Origin of the sequence: Selenomonas sp. oral taxon 137 str. F0430, from assembly GCF_000183625.1 — a bacterium.
Taxonomy (GTDB): Bacteria; Bacillota; Negativicutes; order Selenomonadales; family Selenomonadaceae; genus Centipeda; species Centipeda artemidis.
This window is the reverse complement of sequence record NZ_AENV01000006.1, coordinates 273,422-289,562: the sequence shown is the minus strand read 5'-3', so window position 1 is coordinate 289,562 and position 16,141 is coordinate 273,422. Positions and strand designations below refer to the sequence as shown.

At 53.9% G+C, this 16,141-nt stretch carries 20 protein-coding genes; all 20 read left to right on the top strand.

The genetic code is table 11. The features are described from left to right. Nucleotides 1–64 precede the first annotated feature (64 nt). The 20 genes from HMPREF9162_RS05160 to HMPREF9162_RS05065 all read left to right on the top strand — a co-directional run bounded on the left by HMPREF9162_RS05160 (nucleotide 65) and on the right by HMPREF9162_RS05065 (nucleotide 16,091). The gene (locus tag HMPREF9162_RS05160) at nucleotides 65–400 is read left to right on the top strand and encodes a DUF4406 domain-containing protein (protein WP_009438558.1); all 336 of its coding nucleotides are present in this window, start codon (nucleotides 65–67) and stop codon (nucleotides 398–400) included. Beyond that, complete coding sequence (locus HMPREF9162_RS05155) at nucleotides 391–2,676, top strand: phage/plasmid primase, P4 family (RefSeq protein ID WP_139057082.1); 2,286 nt, start codon at nucleotides 391–393, stop codon at nucleotides 2,674–2,676. The genes HMPREF9162_RS05160 and HMPREF9162_RS05155 overlap by 10 nt, the downstream gene beginning before the upstream one ends. Before the next feature lie 236 nt (nucleotides 2,677–2,912). Further along, nucleotides 2,913–3,185, top strand: coding sequence for a VRR-NUC domain-containing protein (locus HMPREF9162_RS05150; RefSeq protein WP_037350251.1), 273 nt, complete (start codon nucleotides 2,913–2,915; stop codon nucleotides 3,183–3,185). Beyond that, complete coding sequence (locus tag HMPREF9162_RS05145) at nucleotides 3,175–4,539, top strand: DEAD/DEAH box helicase (RefSeq protein WP_009438361.1); 1,365 nt, start codon at nucleotides 3,175–3,177, stop codon at nucleotides 4,537–4,539. The genes HMPREF9162_RS05150 and HMPREF9162_RS05145 overlap by 11 nt, the downstream gene beginning before the upstream one ends. Beyond that, nucleotides 4,529–4,741 carry a hypothetical protein gene (locus tag HMPREF9162_RS05140; protein WP_037350275.1) on the top strand — a complete coding sequence of 71 codons (213 nt, stop codon included), beginning with the start codon at nucleotides 4,529–4,531 and terminating at the stop codon, nucleotides 4,739–4,741. Before HMPREF9162_RS05145 ends, HMPREF9162_RS05140 begins: the two co-directional genes overlap by 11 nt. Beyond that, entirely contained in the window at nucleotides 4,738–5,154 is a 417-nt protein-coding gene (locus HMPREF9162_RS05135) for a hypothetical protein (RefSeq protein WP_037350250.1), read from the top strand. Before HMPREF9162_RS05140 ends, HMPREF9162_RS05135 begins: the two co-directional genes overlap by 4 nt. 147 nt (nucleotides 5,155–5,301) lie before the next feature. Then, nucleotides 5,302–5,658: an HNH endonuclease signature motif containing protein gene (locus HMPREF9162_RS11910; protein WP_037350248.1), complete on the top strand. Its 357-nt coding sequence runs from the start codon at nucleotides 5,302–5,304 to the stop codon at nucleotides 5,656–5,658. A gap of 111 nt (nucleotides 5,659–5,769) precedes the next feature. After that, nucleotides 5,770–6,330 carry a P27 family phage terminase small subunit gene (locus tag HMPREF9162_RS05125; protein WP_009438345.1) on the top strand — a complete coding sequence of 187 codons (561 nt, stop codon included), beginning with the start codon at nucleotides 5,770–5,772 and terminating at the stop codon, nucleotides 6,328–6,330. Nucleotides 6,331–6,343: 13 nt separating this feature from the next. Next, entirely contained in the window at nucleotides 6,344–7,609 is a 1,266-nt protein-coding gene (locus HMPREF9162_RS05120) for a site-specific DNA-methyltransferase (RefSeq protein WP_009438414.1), read from the top strand. Further along, the gene (locus HMPREF9162_RS05115) at nucleotides 7,609–8,148 is read left to right on the top strand and encodes an N-acetylmuramoyl-L-alanine amidase (RefSeq protein WP_009438400.1); all 540 of its coding nucleotides are present in this window, start codon (nucleotides 7,609–7,611) and stop codon (nucleotides 8,146–8,148) included. Before HMPREF9162_RS05120 ends, HMPREF9162_RS05115 begins: the two co-directional genes overlap by 1 nt. 2 nt (nucleotides 8,149–8,150) lie before the next feature. Then, entirely contained in the window at nucleotides 8,151–8,432 is a 282-nt protein-coding gene (locus tag HMPREF9162_RS05110; protein WP_009438578.1) for a hypothetical protein, read from the top strand. A gap of 117 nt (nucleotides 8,433–8,549) precedes the next feature. Next, the gene (locus HMPREF9162_RS05105) at nucleotides 8,550–9,383 is read left to right on the top strand and encodes a hypothetical protein (protein WP_009438392.1); all 834 of its coding nucleotides are present in this window, start codon (nucleotides 8,550–8,552) and stop codon (nucleotides 9,381–9,383) included. Next, nucleotides 9,367–9,603 (top strand): DUF4314 domain-containing protein, encoded by a 237-nt coding sequence (locus HMPREF9162_RS05100; RefSeq protein ID WP_009438455.1) that lies wholly within the window; start codon nucleotides 9,367–9,369, stop codon nucleotides 9,601–9,603. Before HMPREF9162_RS05105 ends, HMPREF9162_RS05100 begins: the two co-directional genes overlap by 17 nt. Next, the gene (locus HMPREF9162_RS05095; protein WP_006306644.1) at nucleotides 9,600–9,776 is read left to right on the top strand and encodes a DUF5049 domain-containing protein; all 177 of its coding nucleotides are present in this window, start codon (nucleotides 9,600–9,602) and stop codon (nucleotides 9,774–9,776) included. Before HMPREF9162_RS05100 ends, HMPREF9162_RS05095 begins: the two co-directional genes overlap by 4 nt. A 160-nt stretch (nucleotides 9,777–9,936) precedes the next feature. Further along, entirely contained in the window at nucleotides 9,937–10,215 is a 279-nt protein-coding gene (locus tag HMPREF9162_RS05090; RefSeq protein ID WP_037350273.1) for a hypothetical protein, read from the top strand. Nucleotides 10,216–10,310: 95 nt separating this feature from the next. After that, nucleotides 10,311–12,419 carry a terminase TerL endonuclease subunit gene (locus HMPREF9162_RS05085; RefSeq protein WP_009438459.1) on the top strand — a complete coding sequence of 703 codons (2,109 nt, stop codon included), beginning with the start codon at nucleotides 10,311–10,313 and terminating at the stop codon, nucleotides 12,417–12,419. A gap of 115 nt (nucleotides 12,420–12,534) precedes the next feature. Then, entirely contained in the window at nucleotides 12,535–12,861 is a 327-nt protein-coding gene (locus HMPREF9162_RS05080; RefSeq protein ID WP_009438373.1) for a hypothetical protein, read from the top strand. A gap of 99 nt (nucleotides 12,862–12,960) precedes the next feature. Further along, nucleotides 12,961–14,214, top strand: coding sequence for a phage portal protein (locus HMPREF9162_RS05075; protein WP_009438391.1), 1,254 nt, complete (start codon nucleotides 12,961–12,963; stop codon nucleotides 14,212–14,214). After that, nucleotides 14,204–14,899, top strand: a complete 696-nt coding sequence (locus HMPREF9162_RS05070; protein ID WP_009438505.1) for a head maturation protease, ClpP-related — start codon at nucleotides 14,204–14,206, stop codon at nucleotides 14,897–14,899. Before HMPREF9162_RS05075 ends, HMPREF9162_RS05070 begins: the two co-directional genes overlap by 11 nt. Before the next feature lie 16 nt (nucleotides 14,900–14,915). Continuing rightward, entirely contained in the window at nucleotides 14,916–16,091 is a 1,176-nt protein-coding gene (locus tag HMPREF9162_RS05065) for a phage major capsid protein (protein ID WP_009438550.1), read from the top strand. Nucleotides 16,092–16,141 lie beyond the last annotated feature (50 nt).

The following is a 16,141-nucleotide window of genomic DNA, read 5'->3' as shown; positions in this document are numbered from 1 at the left end:
CTTCAATGAATCACACTATCCGGATCCGACGGCGGGAGCAGCGATGAGGACTCTCGAGAGGGAGATGAATGCATCTTTCCCAATCATTTACATCTGTTCGGCGTATCGCAATAATCCACGTGTCAATATCATGCGTGCACGGGAGTATTGCCGCTTCGCCGTGCGGCGTGGGTGTATTCCTCTGGCACCTCATCTGCTGTTCCCACAGTTCATGTCCGAGGAGCAGGATCGCGAACTTGCCATCCATATGAACTTTGTCCTCCTGCGTCAGTGCAAGGAACTCTGGGCGTTTGGCATGGAAATTACCGAGGGGATGCAGATGGAGATTGCAAAGGCAAGATCACTCTGCATTCCGGTGCGCTATTACAACACCAAGTGCGAGGAGGTCGTATGGGGATGACCATCGACGAACTCAAAACACAGAAAATCTGGATCTGTTGGAACTATGCCATGCAGAATGGCAATCGAACGAAGAAGCCCTGTGCCGCAGACGGCGGTATCACGGGATCGAATCATGCATTTCGGGCAAGTTGGGTGACGTTCGAGGAAGCCCGGCGTGCGGCAGAGGCATCGTCCTACGGTGGAGTCGGCTTCATTATCCCCAAGGGAATGTACTTCTTGGACATTGACCACAGGGACGAAGCGGATGCGATGGTGCAGCTGCAGATCCGCAGACATGACACCTACGCCGAGAAATCCGTCAGCGGAAACGGCATACACATCTACGGTTGCTGTGATTATGACCGCATTCCGAAAACAAAGGACAAGGACGGCAAGGAAAAACTCGATCCGAAATTCTACGTCAAGAATCCGCACAATGGAATGGAGCTTTACGTCGGCGGACTGACCAACCGATTTGCCGTCTTCACGGGAGATGTGTTGCACGACGTACCGTTTGCCGACGGGACGGAAGCCGTGCTGACCACACTGCGGAAAGATATGCTTCGCAAGCAGCCCGTGAACTACCGTCCGAAGGAGGACGGTGACCGCGCCGTATTCGACATCGTTTGTTCTTTGCGAAAAGCGAAGAACGGTGGGAAGTTTGCACGGCTCTTCGACCGTGGTGACATCTCAGAGTACGGCAGTGCCTCGGAAGCAGATGCCGCCCTCTGTGCCCTGATTGCCTTTCGGACGGGAAACGATGCAGCCCTGATTGATGCCGTCTTTCGTAAGTCCGCACTCTACCGCCGGAAGTGGGAGCGCGAGGACTACAAGGCAGCAACGATCCGCGTCGGCGTGGAAGCCTGTCACGGCGTGTTCCATGCATCGGTAATGGATCACCCGGATTTCATTCACTTCAACGCAAAGGGAAATCCTGTCATCAGCTGTCCGGCACTTGCAGATTACATTCGGCAGAACCTGCACTACATCTTTGTCCGCGACAGTGCGCGGCACGGTGTCCTGCGGTATGTTTACGAGGGCGGAGTGTACCGTCTCTATGCGGACGATATGCTGAAAGGTCTCATCAAGAACTGCATTGCATCCTACGATTCGGAGATGATCGAGATGCGGAAGGTAGACGAGACATTCCGCATCCTCACAACGGATCTGAACTACATCAAGGATTCCGACCTCAATGCCGACGAGGACATCATCAATTTTCAGAACGGGATTCTCCATCTCTCCACGATGGAACTGACCGAGCATGCTTCCGACCTGTTATCCACCATACAGATTCCGTGCGCGTGGTCACAGGAGGATCTTGCGACACCGGTATTCGACCGTTTCATGCAAACCCTCACGGACGGGGATTCGGAGATTCAGCAGCTTTTGCTCGAGTTTATCGGAGCGTGTCTTTCCAACGTCAAAGGATGGCGCATGAAGAAGGCTCTCTTTATGTACGGAGCGGGGGATACGGGAAAATCCCGTCTCAAATGTCTGGTGGAGCAGCTGCTTGGCAGGGGGAACTATGTCGGCATTGATCTTCGTGAGATTGAGGCACGGTTCGGCACGGGGTTGATCTACGGAATGCGCCTTGCGGGCAGCTCGGATATGAGCTTCATCACCGTGGATGAACTCAAGACCTTCAAGAAATGCACGGGCGGGGACAGCATCTTCGCGGAATTCAAGGGACAGAACGGATTTGAGTTCACCTTCAACGGGCTGTTCTGGTTCTGCATGAATCAGTTGCCGAGGTTTGGGGGCGATGACGGGCAGTGGGTGCATGACCGTATCATGCAGGTACATTGCAAAAATGCCATTCCCATCGACAAGCAGGACAGATTTCTCGGAGAAAAGCTATATGCCGAGCGTGACGGGATTGTCCGTAAGGCAGTCCACGCCCTGCGTGCGGTCATCCAAAACGGCTACCGATTCACGGAACCGCAGTCCGTTTTGGCGGCAAGAGAGGAATACATGGTCGAGAACAACTCCGTGCTTGCCTTCCATGCAGAGTGCATGATGAAACGCCCCGAGGGCGTAAAATGCAGCGAGGTCACGACGGGGCAGGTCTACCGTATCTACCAGACATGGTGCAGACTCAACAACAACGGCTATGCGAAGACGGCGCGGGAGTTCAGAACCACTCTGGCTCGGTATTATCACACAGATTTCAGCTCAATGACCATACGTCGAAGTTATGGAAATGTCTATCGGGATCTCCTGCTGACCCCGGAAGCACTTCAGGAATATACAGGCTTCTGGAGTTCACCCGAAGATGATTTTTTGAAAGGCTAAGATGCAGGTTGTGGCAGTGCGGTGAGTAAAAACCCACAAGGGTATCACCGTACTCCGCCCCTGTGGTTTTTGGGGATACAGACCTTTGGTGACAGAAGTGATACTTCTTATACCCTTTATATATAGGGATAGAGAAAAGAGTGAAGAGTATAGGATATATAAATATATATTATATATATAGTATAGGCGGTGACACACACCACTATCACAAGAAATCTGGAAAGCGAGGAATCTCAATGCGTGAATCAGATTTGGAAAAATTCACTAGGTTATACATAAAATTACACGGCGGACTTGCACTGAAGTTCATATCTCCGGGATGTGCAGGTGTGCCGGATCGCCTTGTACTTATGCCGGGCGGCAAGATGTGCTTTATGGAACTTAAGGCTCCGGGCAGGAAGCCGCGCCCCTTGCAGGTGCGGCGTATCGAGCAGCTGCGTGCGCTCGGATTCAAGGTCTATGTGGTCGATGGGAAAGAAGAGATCGGAGGAATTATCAATGCGTTATGAACCGCATTTTTATCAGACATACGCCAAGGAGTTTATCCTTCATCACAAGGAAGCCGCGATTTTCTTGGATTGTGGGCTTGGGAAGACAGTCATCACTCTTACGGCAATCGAGGAACTCCTGCACGACTTCTTCGAGATCGGAAAGGTACTTGTTATCGCTCCTCTGCGCGTGGCGCGTGACACATGGCCGTCGGAGATCGCAAAGTGGGAGCATACGAGAAATATCTGCGTCTCTGTGGTTATGGGAACACCGAGGGAACGGACGGCCGCACTCATGCAACATGCGGATGTGTATATTATCAACCGAGAAAATGTAAAGTGGCTCATCGAAGAAAGCGGCGCATCAATGAATTTTGATATGATCGTCATTGATGAACTCTCATCGTTCAAATCTCATCAGGCGAAAAGGTTCCGTGCACTCTTGAAGCTGCGTCCCACGGTCAAGCGGATCGTAGGGCTTACGGGAACACCGTCGGCAAATGGGCTTATGGATCTCTGGGCTGAGTTTCGTCTTCTGGATATGGGCAAGCGGCTCGGCAGATTCATCTCCCATTACCGCAATGACTTTTTCCTTCCCGACAAACGGAATCAACAGATGGTGTTCAGCTATAAGCCACGCGAGGGTGCGGAGGATGAAATCTACCGTCGGATTGAGGATATCACGATTTCCATGCGTTCAAAGGATTATCTCAAAATGCCGCAGATCATTTCAAATAGCGTGTGTGTCGCTATGGAGGAGCATGAGCGGGATCTCTATGATCGGATGAAGCAGGACATGGTGGTTGCCCTTGGTGGTACGGAGATTGATGCCGTTAGTGCGGCGGCACTTTCCGGAAAACTCCTCCAGATGGCAAACGGAGCGGTTTATACGGAGAACGGGAAGTCCGTGCATTTGCATGACCGCAAACTGGATGCATTGGAAGACCTCGTTGAGAGTGCGAATGGAAAGCCCGTACTCGTTGCGTATTGGTATCGGCATGACCTTGAGCGTATCAAGGAGCGGCTGCCCGTTCAAGAGATTCGCTCGAGCGCAGATATTGAGAATTGGAACGCAGAAAAAATCTCTGTCGCCGTGATTCACCCAGCATCGGCGGGACACGGACTGAATCTTCAATTCGGCGGCTCGACGCTCATCTGGTTTGGGCTTACATGGAGTCTGGAACTCTATCAGCAGACCAATGCACGGATCTATCGGCAGGGACAAAAAGGAACTGTGGTCATCCACCACATCATAACGGTGGGAACAATTGATGAGAATGTCATGCAGGCTCTCGGGCGAAAGAACAAAACGCAGACGGCACTCATTGATGCCGTCAAAGCAAATCTGGAGGTGGCTTCCCATGATGAACTGTGAGGTTCTTGCCAATGCAATCATCGAACAGACGGCGAAAGACTATCGGTGGGCGCGGACGGCTCTCGGCAAAGACCCGGAGAATGTTGCAGCGGCAGCGATGCGCTCTGAGACGGAGCGGTTTTTTCGCTCCGCATGGTTTGGTCAGTTGACGAGTATAAACGGAGAGTGGCTTCTTCAACAGTTAGAGAGGGAATTTGCATGACCGCAAAGGAATATCTCAGTCAGGCATATCGTATTGATCAACGGGTCAACAGCAAGCTCCGCCAAGTGAACTCCCTGCGTGATCTTGCTACCAGAGCCACGTCCACAATGGGAACGGAGCCTGTCAGTGGCACGAGAAATGTTCATCGCTTGGCGGATACCATCGACAAGATTGTCGACTTGGAGAATGAGATCAACGATGACATCGACCATTTGGTAGATTTGAAACGTGAGGTTATGGCGACCATTAGCAAGGTGCAGGACACCAATGCGCTCATGCTGTTGGAGCTTCGGTATCTCAGCTTTATGTCGTGGGACGAAATTGCGGGCGAGATGCACTATACTTCCCGCTGGGTGCATATTCTCCATTCCAAAGCGCTCACTGCTGTGGATAAGATTCTTGCAGGGAAATGAAATCACGTAAAAAGACTTCACTATAATTCTCTTGAGTTCCGGTGTTGACATGGTAAAATGGTGTCATGAAAAGTATGCTTAAAGGCTCGACCTCCAATGGGAGCAATCCCGGCGGAGGTTTTTTCATGCCGCAATGGAGGTGAAGCGATGCCGAGAAAGCCGAAACGTCCCTGCCGCATGACGGGCTGCCCGAACCTGACGGATCGAAAAAGCTGTTACTGTGAGGCCCACGAGAAAGTCGTGCAGCGACATTACGAGCATTTTTCCCGTGGCTACGATCAGCACGAGAGGTACGGCGGAGCATGGCGCAGGATTCGTGATCGACACTTGGCGGGGGATCCGTTCTGCGAGCAATGCAAAGAGCAGGGCAGATACGTTCTCGCGGCACTCGTGCATCATATTCGACCTCTCGCCGACGGCGGCACGCACGATGAGAGCAACTTGATGTCGCTCTGCGTATCCTGTCATGAGCGGATTCATCAGCGCGGCAGAGGCGACCACTAGCCCCCTAGGGGGCGGTCAAGTCTCTAAAACCGCGCCGTTACTGGACCGGGGAGGGGGCGCACGCACAAAAACGTCGGTTCAAACGGGGTATTAAAGGAAGGGGGCGGGAAGATGGCGCGTGACGGTACAAATCGCGGCGGACGGCGCATCCGGGCGGGAGACAAACCCGAAGCACTCGCAGATAAAATCGCGGGCGGGCGCACAGCACACATGATGGAGTTCCCGATGATGGAACTGGGCGGCACAGACCTTGTGGATGCCGCCGACCTCTACGGCGAGGAGATGCCGAATCCGAGCGAGTACCTGTCGGCGCGTCAGCGGAATGGAAAGCCGCTCGGTGCAGACGAGATTTTCCGCGAGACGTGGCTGTGGCTCAAGGAGCGCGGCTGTGAGCGTCTCGTGAATCCTCGCCTCATTGAAAGCTACGCGCAGGCATTTGCCCGCTTCATCCAGTGTGAGGAAGCAATGAGTCAATACGGGCTCATTGGCAAGCATCCGACGACAGGTGGAGCGATTGCAAGCCCCTTTGTTCAAATGGGACAGGCGTTTCAGAAGCAGTCCAATCTGCTCTGGTATGAGATATTTGACATCGTAAAGCAGAACTGCACCACCACATTCAGCGGATCGCCGCAGGAGGATCGGATGGAGCGGCTGTTGCGCTCGAGGAAGTAAGGAGGGAAGTCATTTGAACAAAACAACATCGGAGATGAAGCTCGTTCCAATTGAGAGACTCGTTCCGTATGCCAACAACGCACGGACGCATTCGCCGGAGCAGATCAACAAGCTGCGCGGCAGTCTGCGTGAGTTTGGATTCGTCAGTCCCGTCATCATTGACAAGGACTACGGCATCCTCGCAGGACATGGGCGCGTTATGGCCGCACGGGCAGAGAACATCGAGCAAGTTCCGTGCGTATTCGTCGACCATCTGACCGAGGCGCAGAAGAAGGCATACATCCTCGCAGACAACCGTTTTGCACTAGATGCAGGATGGGATGAAGATATGCTGCGCGTTGAGATGGAAGCGTTGCAGGGGATGGACTTCGACATCTCACTCACGGGCTTTGACGAATTCGAGATTGCCGACCTGCTCTCACTGGATGACGGTGAAGCACAGGAAGATGACTTCGATGTGGATGCAGAACTGGAAAAGCCGTGTATCGCTCGGTTGGGCGATGTCTGGCATCTCGGCAAGCACCGTGTCATCTGCGGAGATTCCACTCTGCCGGGGACATACGAGCGACTGCTCGGTAGTGAGAAGGTCAATCTCGTCTGCACGGACCCGCCGTATTTTGTGGCTCTGGAAAGTTCCTCCGGGAAGATCAAGAACGACGATCTGAATGACAAGGACGCCTACGAGTTCCTCAAATCTGCCTTTATCGCCTTTCACTCGGCGATGGCGACGGACGCATCCATCTACGTTTTCTACGCAACAGCAAAAGCCCGCATCTTTCATGACGCTTATGAGGATGCGGGCTTTAAAGTTGGTGCGGGACTCGTTTGGAAGAAAGACCGCCTTGTCCTCACACGGACGGACTGGAAATACATCCACGAGCCAATCATCTGGGGATGGAGGAAGGACGGACGGCATAGGTGGTACGGCGATCAGAAGCAGACCACTGTCTTTGCATTCGATCGCATCAAGGACTCGAAGAAGGACGGATGCGGACATCCGTCCTCGAAGCCCGTTCCGCTCATCGCGTATCTCGTCAAGCAGTGTACACAGACGAATGGTATCGTTCTCGACGGATTCCTTGGTTCGGCATCGACACTGATTGCCTGTGAGCAGTTGAACCGTATCTGCTACGGCGTGGAACTTGAGCCGAAATTCGTGGATGTCGCTGTCGAGCGATACATTCAGAGCAAAGGCGGGAATGCCGAGGATGTGTTTTTGGAACGTGACGGTGAGCGCATTCCGTATGCGGATGTGTTAAAAGCGAAGGAGGAATCGTGATGCGTGTGTTTTTGAATCCGGGTCATGCACCGAACGGGAATCCAGATCCCGGTGCGTTTGGGTATGGGCTGCGAGAGTGTGATGTGGCAAAGAACGTCGCTGACCTTGTTGCGGGCTATCTGAGTGCCGCAGGTGTCGAGGTGGTCGGCAACTTGCAGTCCGATAGTCTGCATGAGGTCGTATCGGCCTCCAACCGTGTGGATGCCGATGTGTTTGTCTCCATTCACTGCAACGCCTGTAACGGCACGGCAAACGGAACGGAGGTCTGGCACTACTACGGAAGCGGAGAGGGAGAGAAACTGGCACAGTGCATCCAGAATCAGATTGTGGATGCACTCGGAACCGTGGATCGCGGCGTGAAGGGGGCAAAGCCCGGTGTCAACGGTCTGTACGTTCTGAGCAACACCGATGCGGTCGCTGTGCTCGTGGAACTTGCGTTTATCGACCATGCGGGTGACGCAGAGCTTCTGCGTTCGCAGCAGGATGAATTTGCCCGCGCCATTGCGCGTGGGGTAACGGACTATGAAGGAGAGTGTTGAAGATGAAACTGGAACACATTCAAAACGAACTGAAGAATCATGTGGGAGATTTCGTGCGGACGGAGGCGAAGGAAGCGACCGTCCTATGGCTGCATGAGAAGGGGCTTCCTGCGGCGCGTGAAGTGTCGGCGGCGTATACGGCGGCACTGAAAGAGAGTGCCGAGAAGGAGTCAGGATGGTGCAGATTCCGTGACCGCATCTTCCTGCCGCTTGTCATTGACGGGGCGATCTGGATGACGGGCAAGATGCTCGAGCGGATGACTGCTCCTCATTCTGTGAAATGATAATACTCTGTGGTTTATCTCACTGAGGCTATGGTGTATACAACACAATCCGCTTGCTAATTCTTCCCATACGAGTGATGAATGTAATGACCAAAGTTCATAAAGGAGGTTTTCAAAATGAAGGTCAATTACAACATCCAGAAGGAAGAGCGCAAGGCGATGGTCGGGATCGTCGGCAAGGTGCTTGAGACGAAGCCCACATACTGCGGCGCACCGAGCTTTTCCTACAAGGTCGGTGCGTTCGAAATCACGAAGGACGGCATCCTTTGCTTCGATGATGCCGCAGACGAAGCGACTGTTACGCGTGTGCGCACGGCACTACGCGAGGCAGGTTTCACGTCCGAGGATGGGGAGAACGAGGCTTTCTGCGGGGACACAGGGGCGAATGAGCCGAGCCGACCGGAAGCGGCGGTGGAAGAGCCTAGCGAAGTTGATCCGGCAGAGGATAAGCTGACACCAACAGAAACGCCGGCAGAAGTTACTGCGATGGAGGAAGCTGTCGTTGCAGCAACCGATGAGGACAACCTTTCCATCAGTCTCCCACGCAGCCTTTTCACCGAGACGGCACTGAAGAATCTGGACGCACTCCTTCGGAGCAAGGGGCGGCTGATTCGCCACGCCTTTGACATCAAAGAGGCAACCTACACACTCATCGATGACCGCATCACCTTTGCATGGCTACACGGCACAATCACCGACGAGACGGCAAAGGCATACGCCGAGTTTATCAGTAAGCTCTGCGAGATGGCACGGACGCAGAAGCGCGTCACGGCAAAGGAGAAGATCGTGGACAACGAGAAATACGCATTCCGCTGTTTCCTCCTGCGCCTCGGCATGATCGGCAGCGCCTACAAGGAGAGCCGCAAGATCCTCCTGCAGAACCTCATCGGCAGCAGCGCGTTCAAGAGCGGACATCGGAAGGAGGCTGAAGATCATGCGGTTTCCGAGTAGAGAGCAGATTGCCGCACTTCGAGAGCGGTACCCGCACGGGACGAGAGTGGAACTCCTCTCGATGGACGATCCGCAAGCCCCGCCGACGGGGACGAGGGGCGAGGTCATGGGCGTCGATGACGCGGGACAGCTTCTCGTTCGGTGGGAGACAGGATCGTCACTGAGCCTGATCCCCGGTGTGGACTCTTTCCACATCGTGCAGAAAGGCGACAGATCATGAACGAGAAGGTTGTTTCCCAGATCATGGACATCCGCAACTCCGGGCGGGTGAATATGTTCGACGTCCCCAGAGTTCAGCGGATGGCGTTCGAGATGGGGTTCTACGAACTGGTCTGCTTCATCGAGGAAGACCGTGCGACGTATGTACGATTTATCCTCACGGGTGAAAAATAGCTTACGATTCTAGGGATTTAGCACAGCCTTTCGGGGCTGTGTTTCTCTCGAAAAATAAGTGTAGTTTATTCAAAATACGACTTGCTATATTCTGCGTTTAGAGGCATATATGTACATGACCAAAGGGAACAACCTACACACAGAAAGCGAGGAACACAAAATGAGAAACGCAGAAGCAAGATGGCCGAAGACCACCACGATGGAGCACCTCGATGAGATGCGGTTCGGAACGAGCGGCGCGATCCTTCGCTACGGCGAGCAGATCCTTGTCGTCGGGATGGAATGCTGGGGCTTCCACGCAGCCGTCTACGAGATGGTCGAAACGCCAGAGGAGACAGGCTTCGCGGACATTGAATGCCGCTTGAACCTTGTCGAAGCCGCCACCGAGCTTTTCGAGGACGGCGGTCACGCGATGGCTTGGTGCATGAAGCGCATCTAAGCCACGCCGAACAACAAAACAGCCCTTCGGGGCTGCTTCTCGTTTCTGTGTTTTTGAGTCGCTGACGGCGGCTCTTTTTTGATGGGGGTGATTGCTTGCGGAAACTGACGGACTACAAGCCGACAAAGTTCATGGCAGAGGAATCGCACTATGACAAAGCCGCTGCGGACTATGCTGTGGGCTTTATCGAGTGCCTGTGCCATACGAAGGGGACGTGGGCAGGAAAGCCCTTCGAACTCATCGACTGGCAGGAGCGCATTATCCGAGACATTTTCGGAATTTTGAAGCCGAGCGGGTATCGCCAGTTCAACACGGCGTATGTTGAGATTCCCAAGAAACAGGGAAAACAGTTGGCACTCAATACGAAAATCCCGACACCGAACGGATTCACTACAATGGGTGATATTCGTGTGGGAGATACCGTTTTTGACGAAAACGGACAGCCCTGCCGAGTTGTCGCCAAGAGCGATGTGGATGATACGGAGCAAGCCTATCGATTGACCTTCCGCGACGGATCGTCCATCGTGGCAGGGGAGCGGCATCTCTGGAATGTGGATTACATCATCGGTGAGCCGCGCTCCGTACTTTGGACAACGGGCGAAATCTACCGTCGGACGATGGAATATCGCGAGCGATATAGGGGGAATGCAAAAGATGTGCATCGCTCTGTTATCCGTATCCCTGCGGCAAAGACGCTGCAGATCGAGAAAAGAAACCTGCCCGTCACTCGCTCCTGTTTTCATTATCTGGCAGACATTGTGCCGCTCTCAGAGAGAGTCCCCATGCAGTGCATTCAAGTGGACAGCAGAAGCCATTGTTATCTGGTAGGGGAATCCTTCGTTCCAACGCACAACAGCGAACTTGCCGCCGCCGTTGCACTTCTTCTTTGCTGCGGCGATGGGGAGGAGCGTGCCGAGGTGTATGGCTGTGCTGCTGATCGTCAGCAAGCAAGCATCGTATTCGAGGTCGCAGCAGATATGGTGCGGATGTGTCCCGCACTCGGCAAGCGGGTGAAGATCCTCGCCTCCCAGAAGCGGATGGTGTATCTGCCGACGAACAGCTTCTATCAGGTGCTTTCGGCAGAGGCGTACTCGAAACACGGCTTCAATATACACGGGGTTGTGTTTGACGAGCTGCATACACAGCCGAACCGCAAGCTCTTTGACGTTATGACGAAAGGCTCCGGCGATGCGCGTATGCAGCCGCTCTACTTCCTCATCACTACGGCGGGGACGGATACGCAGTCCATCTGCTACGAGACACACCAGAAAGCAAAGGATATTCTCGAAGGGCGAAAGATTGATCCGACCTTCTATCCCGTGATCTACGGAGCGAAGGAGGATGAGGATTGGACAGACCCGGAGGTCTGGAAACGATCGAATCCGTCGCTCGGGATTACAGTCGGCATCGACAAGGTACAGGCAGCCTGTGACTCTGCACGGCAGAATCCCGCCGAGGAGAACAGCTTCCGTCAGCTGCGTTTGAATCAGTGGGTGAAGCAGTCTGTACGGTGGATGCCGATGGATAAGTGGGATGCGTGCGCCACACCTGTGGATGCCGAGTCCTTGGAGGGGCGCGTCTGCTACGGCGGTCTTGACCTTTCCTCCACGATGGATATTACGGCATTTGTTCTTGTATTCCCTCCGACGGAGGAAAATGAGCCGTTTGCCGTGCTTCCGTATTTCTGGATTCCCGAGGAGAACATTGACCTGCGTGTGCGGCGTGATCATGTGCCGTATGACGTGTGGGAGAGGCAAGGTTTCCTGCAAACGACAGAGGGAAATGTGGTTCACTACGGATTCATCGAGATGTTCATCGAGAAACTGGGTGAGAAGTACAATATCCGCGAGATTGCCTTCGACCGATGGGGCGCGGTGCAGATGGTGCAGAACCTTGAGGGCATGGGATTCATCGTTGTTCCATTCGGGCAGGGCTTCAAGGATATGAGCCCGCCGACCAAGGAACTGATGAAGCTGACCTTGGAAAAGACAATAGCGCACGGCGGGCATCCCGTCATGCGCTGGATGGCAGACAACATCTTCATTCGCACCGACCCTGCGGGGAACATCAAGGCAGATAAGGAGAAATCTATGGAGAAGATCGACGGTGTGATCGCACTTATCATGGCACTGGATCGTGCGATCCGTTGCGGGAATGATACGTCGGAATCGGTGTATGAGAGCCGTGGTGTGTGGGTGTTTTAGGGCGATCGTATACACTCTTTATCTTCACATATGGCCTTGCTATTTTGCCGATAGTACGGGAATATACACATACCGAAAGGGAAAACCGAAGAACCAAGAAACGGAGGAAAAGAAAATGACGAAGAAGGAAATTGCCGAGATCATCGAGAGCAAGGCCGCCGCATACGGATTCGCGATGCAGGAAAACACGATGGGCTGGGCGAACGAAAGCGACCGCGACACCTGCATCCGCATCGAGATTCGCAAAGAAACGGATTACGAGAAGACGGATTGGGAAGCCCGCAAGGTTTTCCGAGACATCAAAGCCAATGCCAGCATTTGCCAGATGGGTGGAAATCCCACGCCGGAGGAGCTTTTGAAAGCCGCCGACGAGATTGCGCGGGGCGCGAAATTCACAGCCGACATCAACAGCATGGGGCTTTCCTGCATCGAAAACTTCTAAACCGAAATGAGGGAGTGCCGCTCGGAAGGGCGGTGCTCTTACTCTCATCATCTTCTGTGGCGAGATTTTTTACATGCCGTTTTGGAAATGGAGGATTCCATGAACCTATTTAGCAAACTCTTCCGTTCGCGGGACAAGCCTACGAATCATCTTGGCGGCTTGTCCTTTTTGTTTGGGCAGACGGCGGCGGGCAAGGCAGTCAACGAACGGACGGCAATGCAGACGACGGCAGTATACGCCTGTGTCCGCATCCTCGCTGAATCCATCGCGGGACTGCCGCTCCACGTATATAAATATAAAGGGCAGGGCAAAGAGCGCGTGCCGGAACATCCGCTGTACTTCCTGCTCCACGATGCACCGAATCCCGAGATGACCTCCTTTATATTTCGCGAAACATTGATGAGTCACCTTCTTTTGTGGGGAAATGCCTATGCACAAATTTTGCGGGATGGCAGGGGGTGTGTTCTCGGACTCTATCCGCTGCTCCCGGACAAGATGGAGGTCAGCCGTGACAGCCACACGGGGGAACTCTACTACACCTATATGCGAAGCACGGAGGAGAATCCGAATTTTGCGGACAAGGGGCAGATTCGTCTGCGACGTGAGGATGTGCTGCATATTCCGGGACTCGGCTTTGACGGACTTGTCGGCTATAGCCCAATCGCTATGGCAAAGAACGCCATCGGCATCGCTCTTGCAACGGAAGAGTATGGCGCGGCATTCTTCAAGAATGGAGCGCGTCCGGGTGGCGTACTCGAACATCCGGGGGTGCTCAAAGACCCGTCAAAGCTGCGAGAGAGTTGGCACGCCGTCTACGGCGGTACGATGAACACGGGCAGGATCGCCGTCCTCGAGGAGGGCGTGAAGTATCAGCAGATTGCCATACCGCCCGAGGAGGCGCAGTTCCTTGAAACGAGGAAGTTCCAGATTGACGAGATTGCACGGCTCTACCGTGTACCGCCGCATATGGTCGGAGACTTGGAGAAATCCTCGTTTTCGAACATCGAGCAGCAGTCCTTGGAGTTCGTCAAATACACCTTGAATCCGTGGGTAATGCGATGGGAGCAGTCGCTTCAAAAAGCATTGCTGACGGAGAAGGAGCGGAAGGATTACTTCATTCGTTTCAATGTGGATGGGTTGCTGCGCGGGGATTACAAGAGCCGTATGGAAGGCTATGCCATCGGGCGGCAGAACGGATGGCTCTCGGCGAACGACATCCGCAGTCTTGAGGACATGAACCCCATCGAAGCGGACGAGGGTGGCGATCTCTATCTCATCAACGGGAATATGACGAAACTGAGGGACGCAGGGTTGTTTGCCGCTAGGCAGAAGGGAGTAAGTGATGAAACGTAAATTTTGGAACTGGGTACGGAACGAAGGAGAGAAGCGAATCTTGCTTCTTGATGGTGAAATCTCGGACGAAACGTGGTGGGGCGATGAAGTCACACCTCAGATGTTCCGCTCCGAGCTTCACGCTGCCGAGGGAGATGTTGACCTTTGGATCAACTCACCGGGCGGGGATTGTTATGCGGCAGCACAGATCTACAATATGCTCATGGAGTATAAGGGGAATGTCGCCGTCAAGATTGACGGGATTGCCGCCTCTGCTGCTTCCGTCGTTGCGATGGCAGGATCAACGGTTGAGATGTCGCCCGTAGCCACCATTATGATTCACAATCCGATGACCGTTTCCATCGGAGACACACATGAGATGGAGCGGACAATCACGTTCCTCTCTGAAATCAAGGAGAGTATCATCAACGCCTACGAACTCAAGACGGGACTTTCCCGTGCAAAGATTTCACGGCTGATGGATGCCGAGACGTGGATGAATGCAAAGAAAGCAGTGGAACTTGGATTTGCAGATGCCGTTCTCTATGCGGACGCACAGCGCCCTGTGACCGATACGGCAGACGGGCTGATCTTCTCCCGTGCCGCCGTCACGAACTCTCTGCTCTCGAAATTCGGGCAGGGAACACCATCAAACAATGTCGATGTAGAGCCTCTGAAAAGACGGCTCTTTTCTATTTCACACTAACGGAGGGAAAAAGATCATGGATAAGATCATGGCAATGCGCGAGAAGCGTGCAGAAATGTGGGAACAGGCAAAGCAGTTTCTGGATTCTCACGAAAAGGACGGGCATCTCACAGCCGAAGATGCCAAGGCGTATGAGCAGATGGAGAACGAGGTGCTTGCGCTCGGGAAGGACATCGAGCGCATGGAACGTCAGGCGATTCTCGACGCGCAGCTCGCAAAGCCTGTGACAGCGGCGATCACCAACACTCCGGGGGCAGGATTGTCTTCTGAAAAGACGGGACGTGCAAGCGAGGCATACCGTGCGGCAATGCTCAAGGCACTGCGTACGAATTTCCGGCAGGTGGAGAACGTCCTGCAGGAAGGCGTGGATGCAAACGGCGGCTATCTCGTACCCGAGGAATACGATCAGCGTCTCATTGACGTTCTGAATGAGGAGAACGTCCTGCGCCCGCTTGCGACGGTAATCACCACGAGCGGGGAGCATAAGATCAACATTGCCGCCACAAAGCCCGCCGCATCGTGGGTTGAGGAGGGCGCACCTCTGACTTTCGGTGAGGCGACCTTCGACCAGATCGTCCTCGACGCGCACAAGCTCCACGTTGCGGTCAAGGTGACGGAGGAGCTGCTCTATGACAACGCCTTCAAGCTTGAAAACTATCTCATCGAACAGTTCGGCAAAGCACTCGGCAACGCCGAGGAGGACGCGTTCCTGAATGGCGACGGGACGCACAAGCCGAAGGGACTCCTTGCCTCCGCAAAGACATCCGTCACCACAGCGGCGGCAGACCTCAAAGCGGATGAACTTGTGACACTCGTCTACAGCCTCAAGCGTCCCTACCGCAAGAATGCGGCGTTCATCGTCAACGACCAGACGCTTGCAAGCATCCGCAAACTCAAGGATGCCAACGGAGCGTATTTCTGGCAGCCATCCTACCAGATGGGCGAACCGGACCGTCTGCTCGGCTATCCCGTGTACTCTTCGGCATATATGCCTGCTGTCGAGGCGGGCAAGACTGTCATCGCATTCGGAGACTACTCCTACTACAACATCGGCGACCGTGGGACACGTTCCCTGCAGGAACTCAAGGAGCTGTTTGCAGGCAACGGCATGGTCGGCTACGTCATGAAGGAGCGCGTGGACGGCAAACTCGTTCTTGAGGAAGCCGTGCAGACGCTCAAGATGAAGGGTTGATGTATGGAATCCCTGATAAATTCAGCAACAATTTGACGGAATTTCGTTTT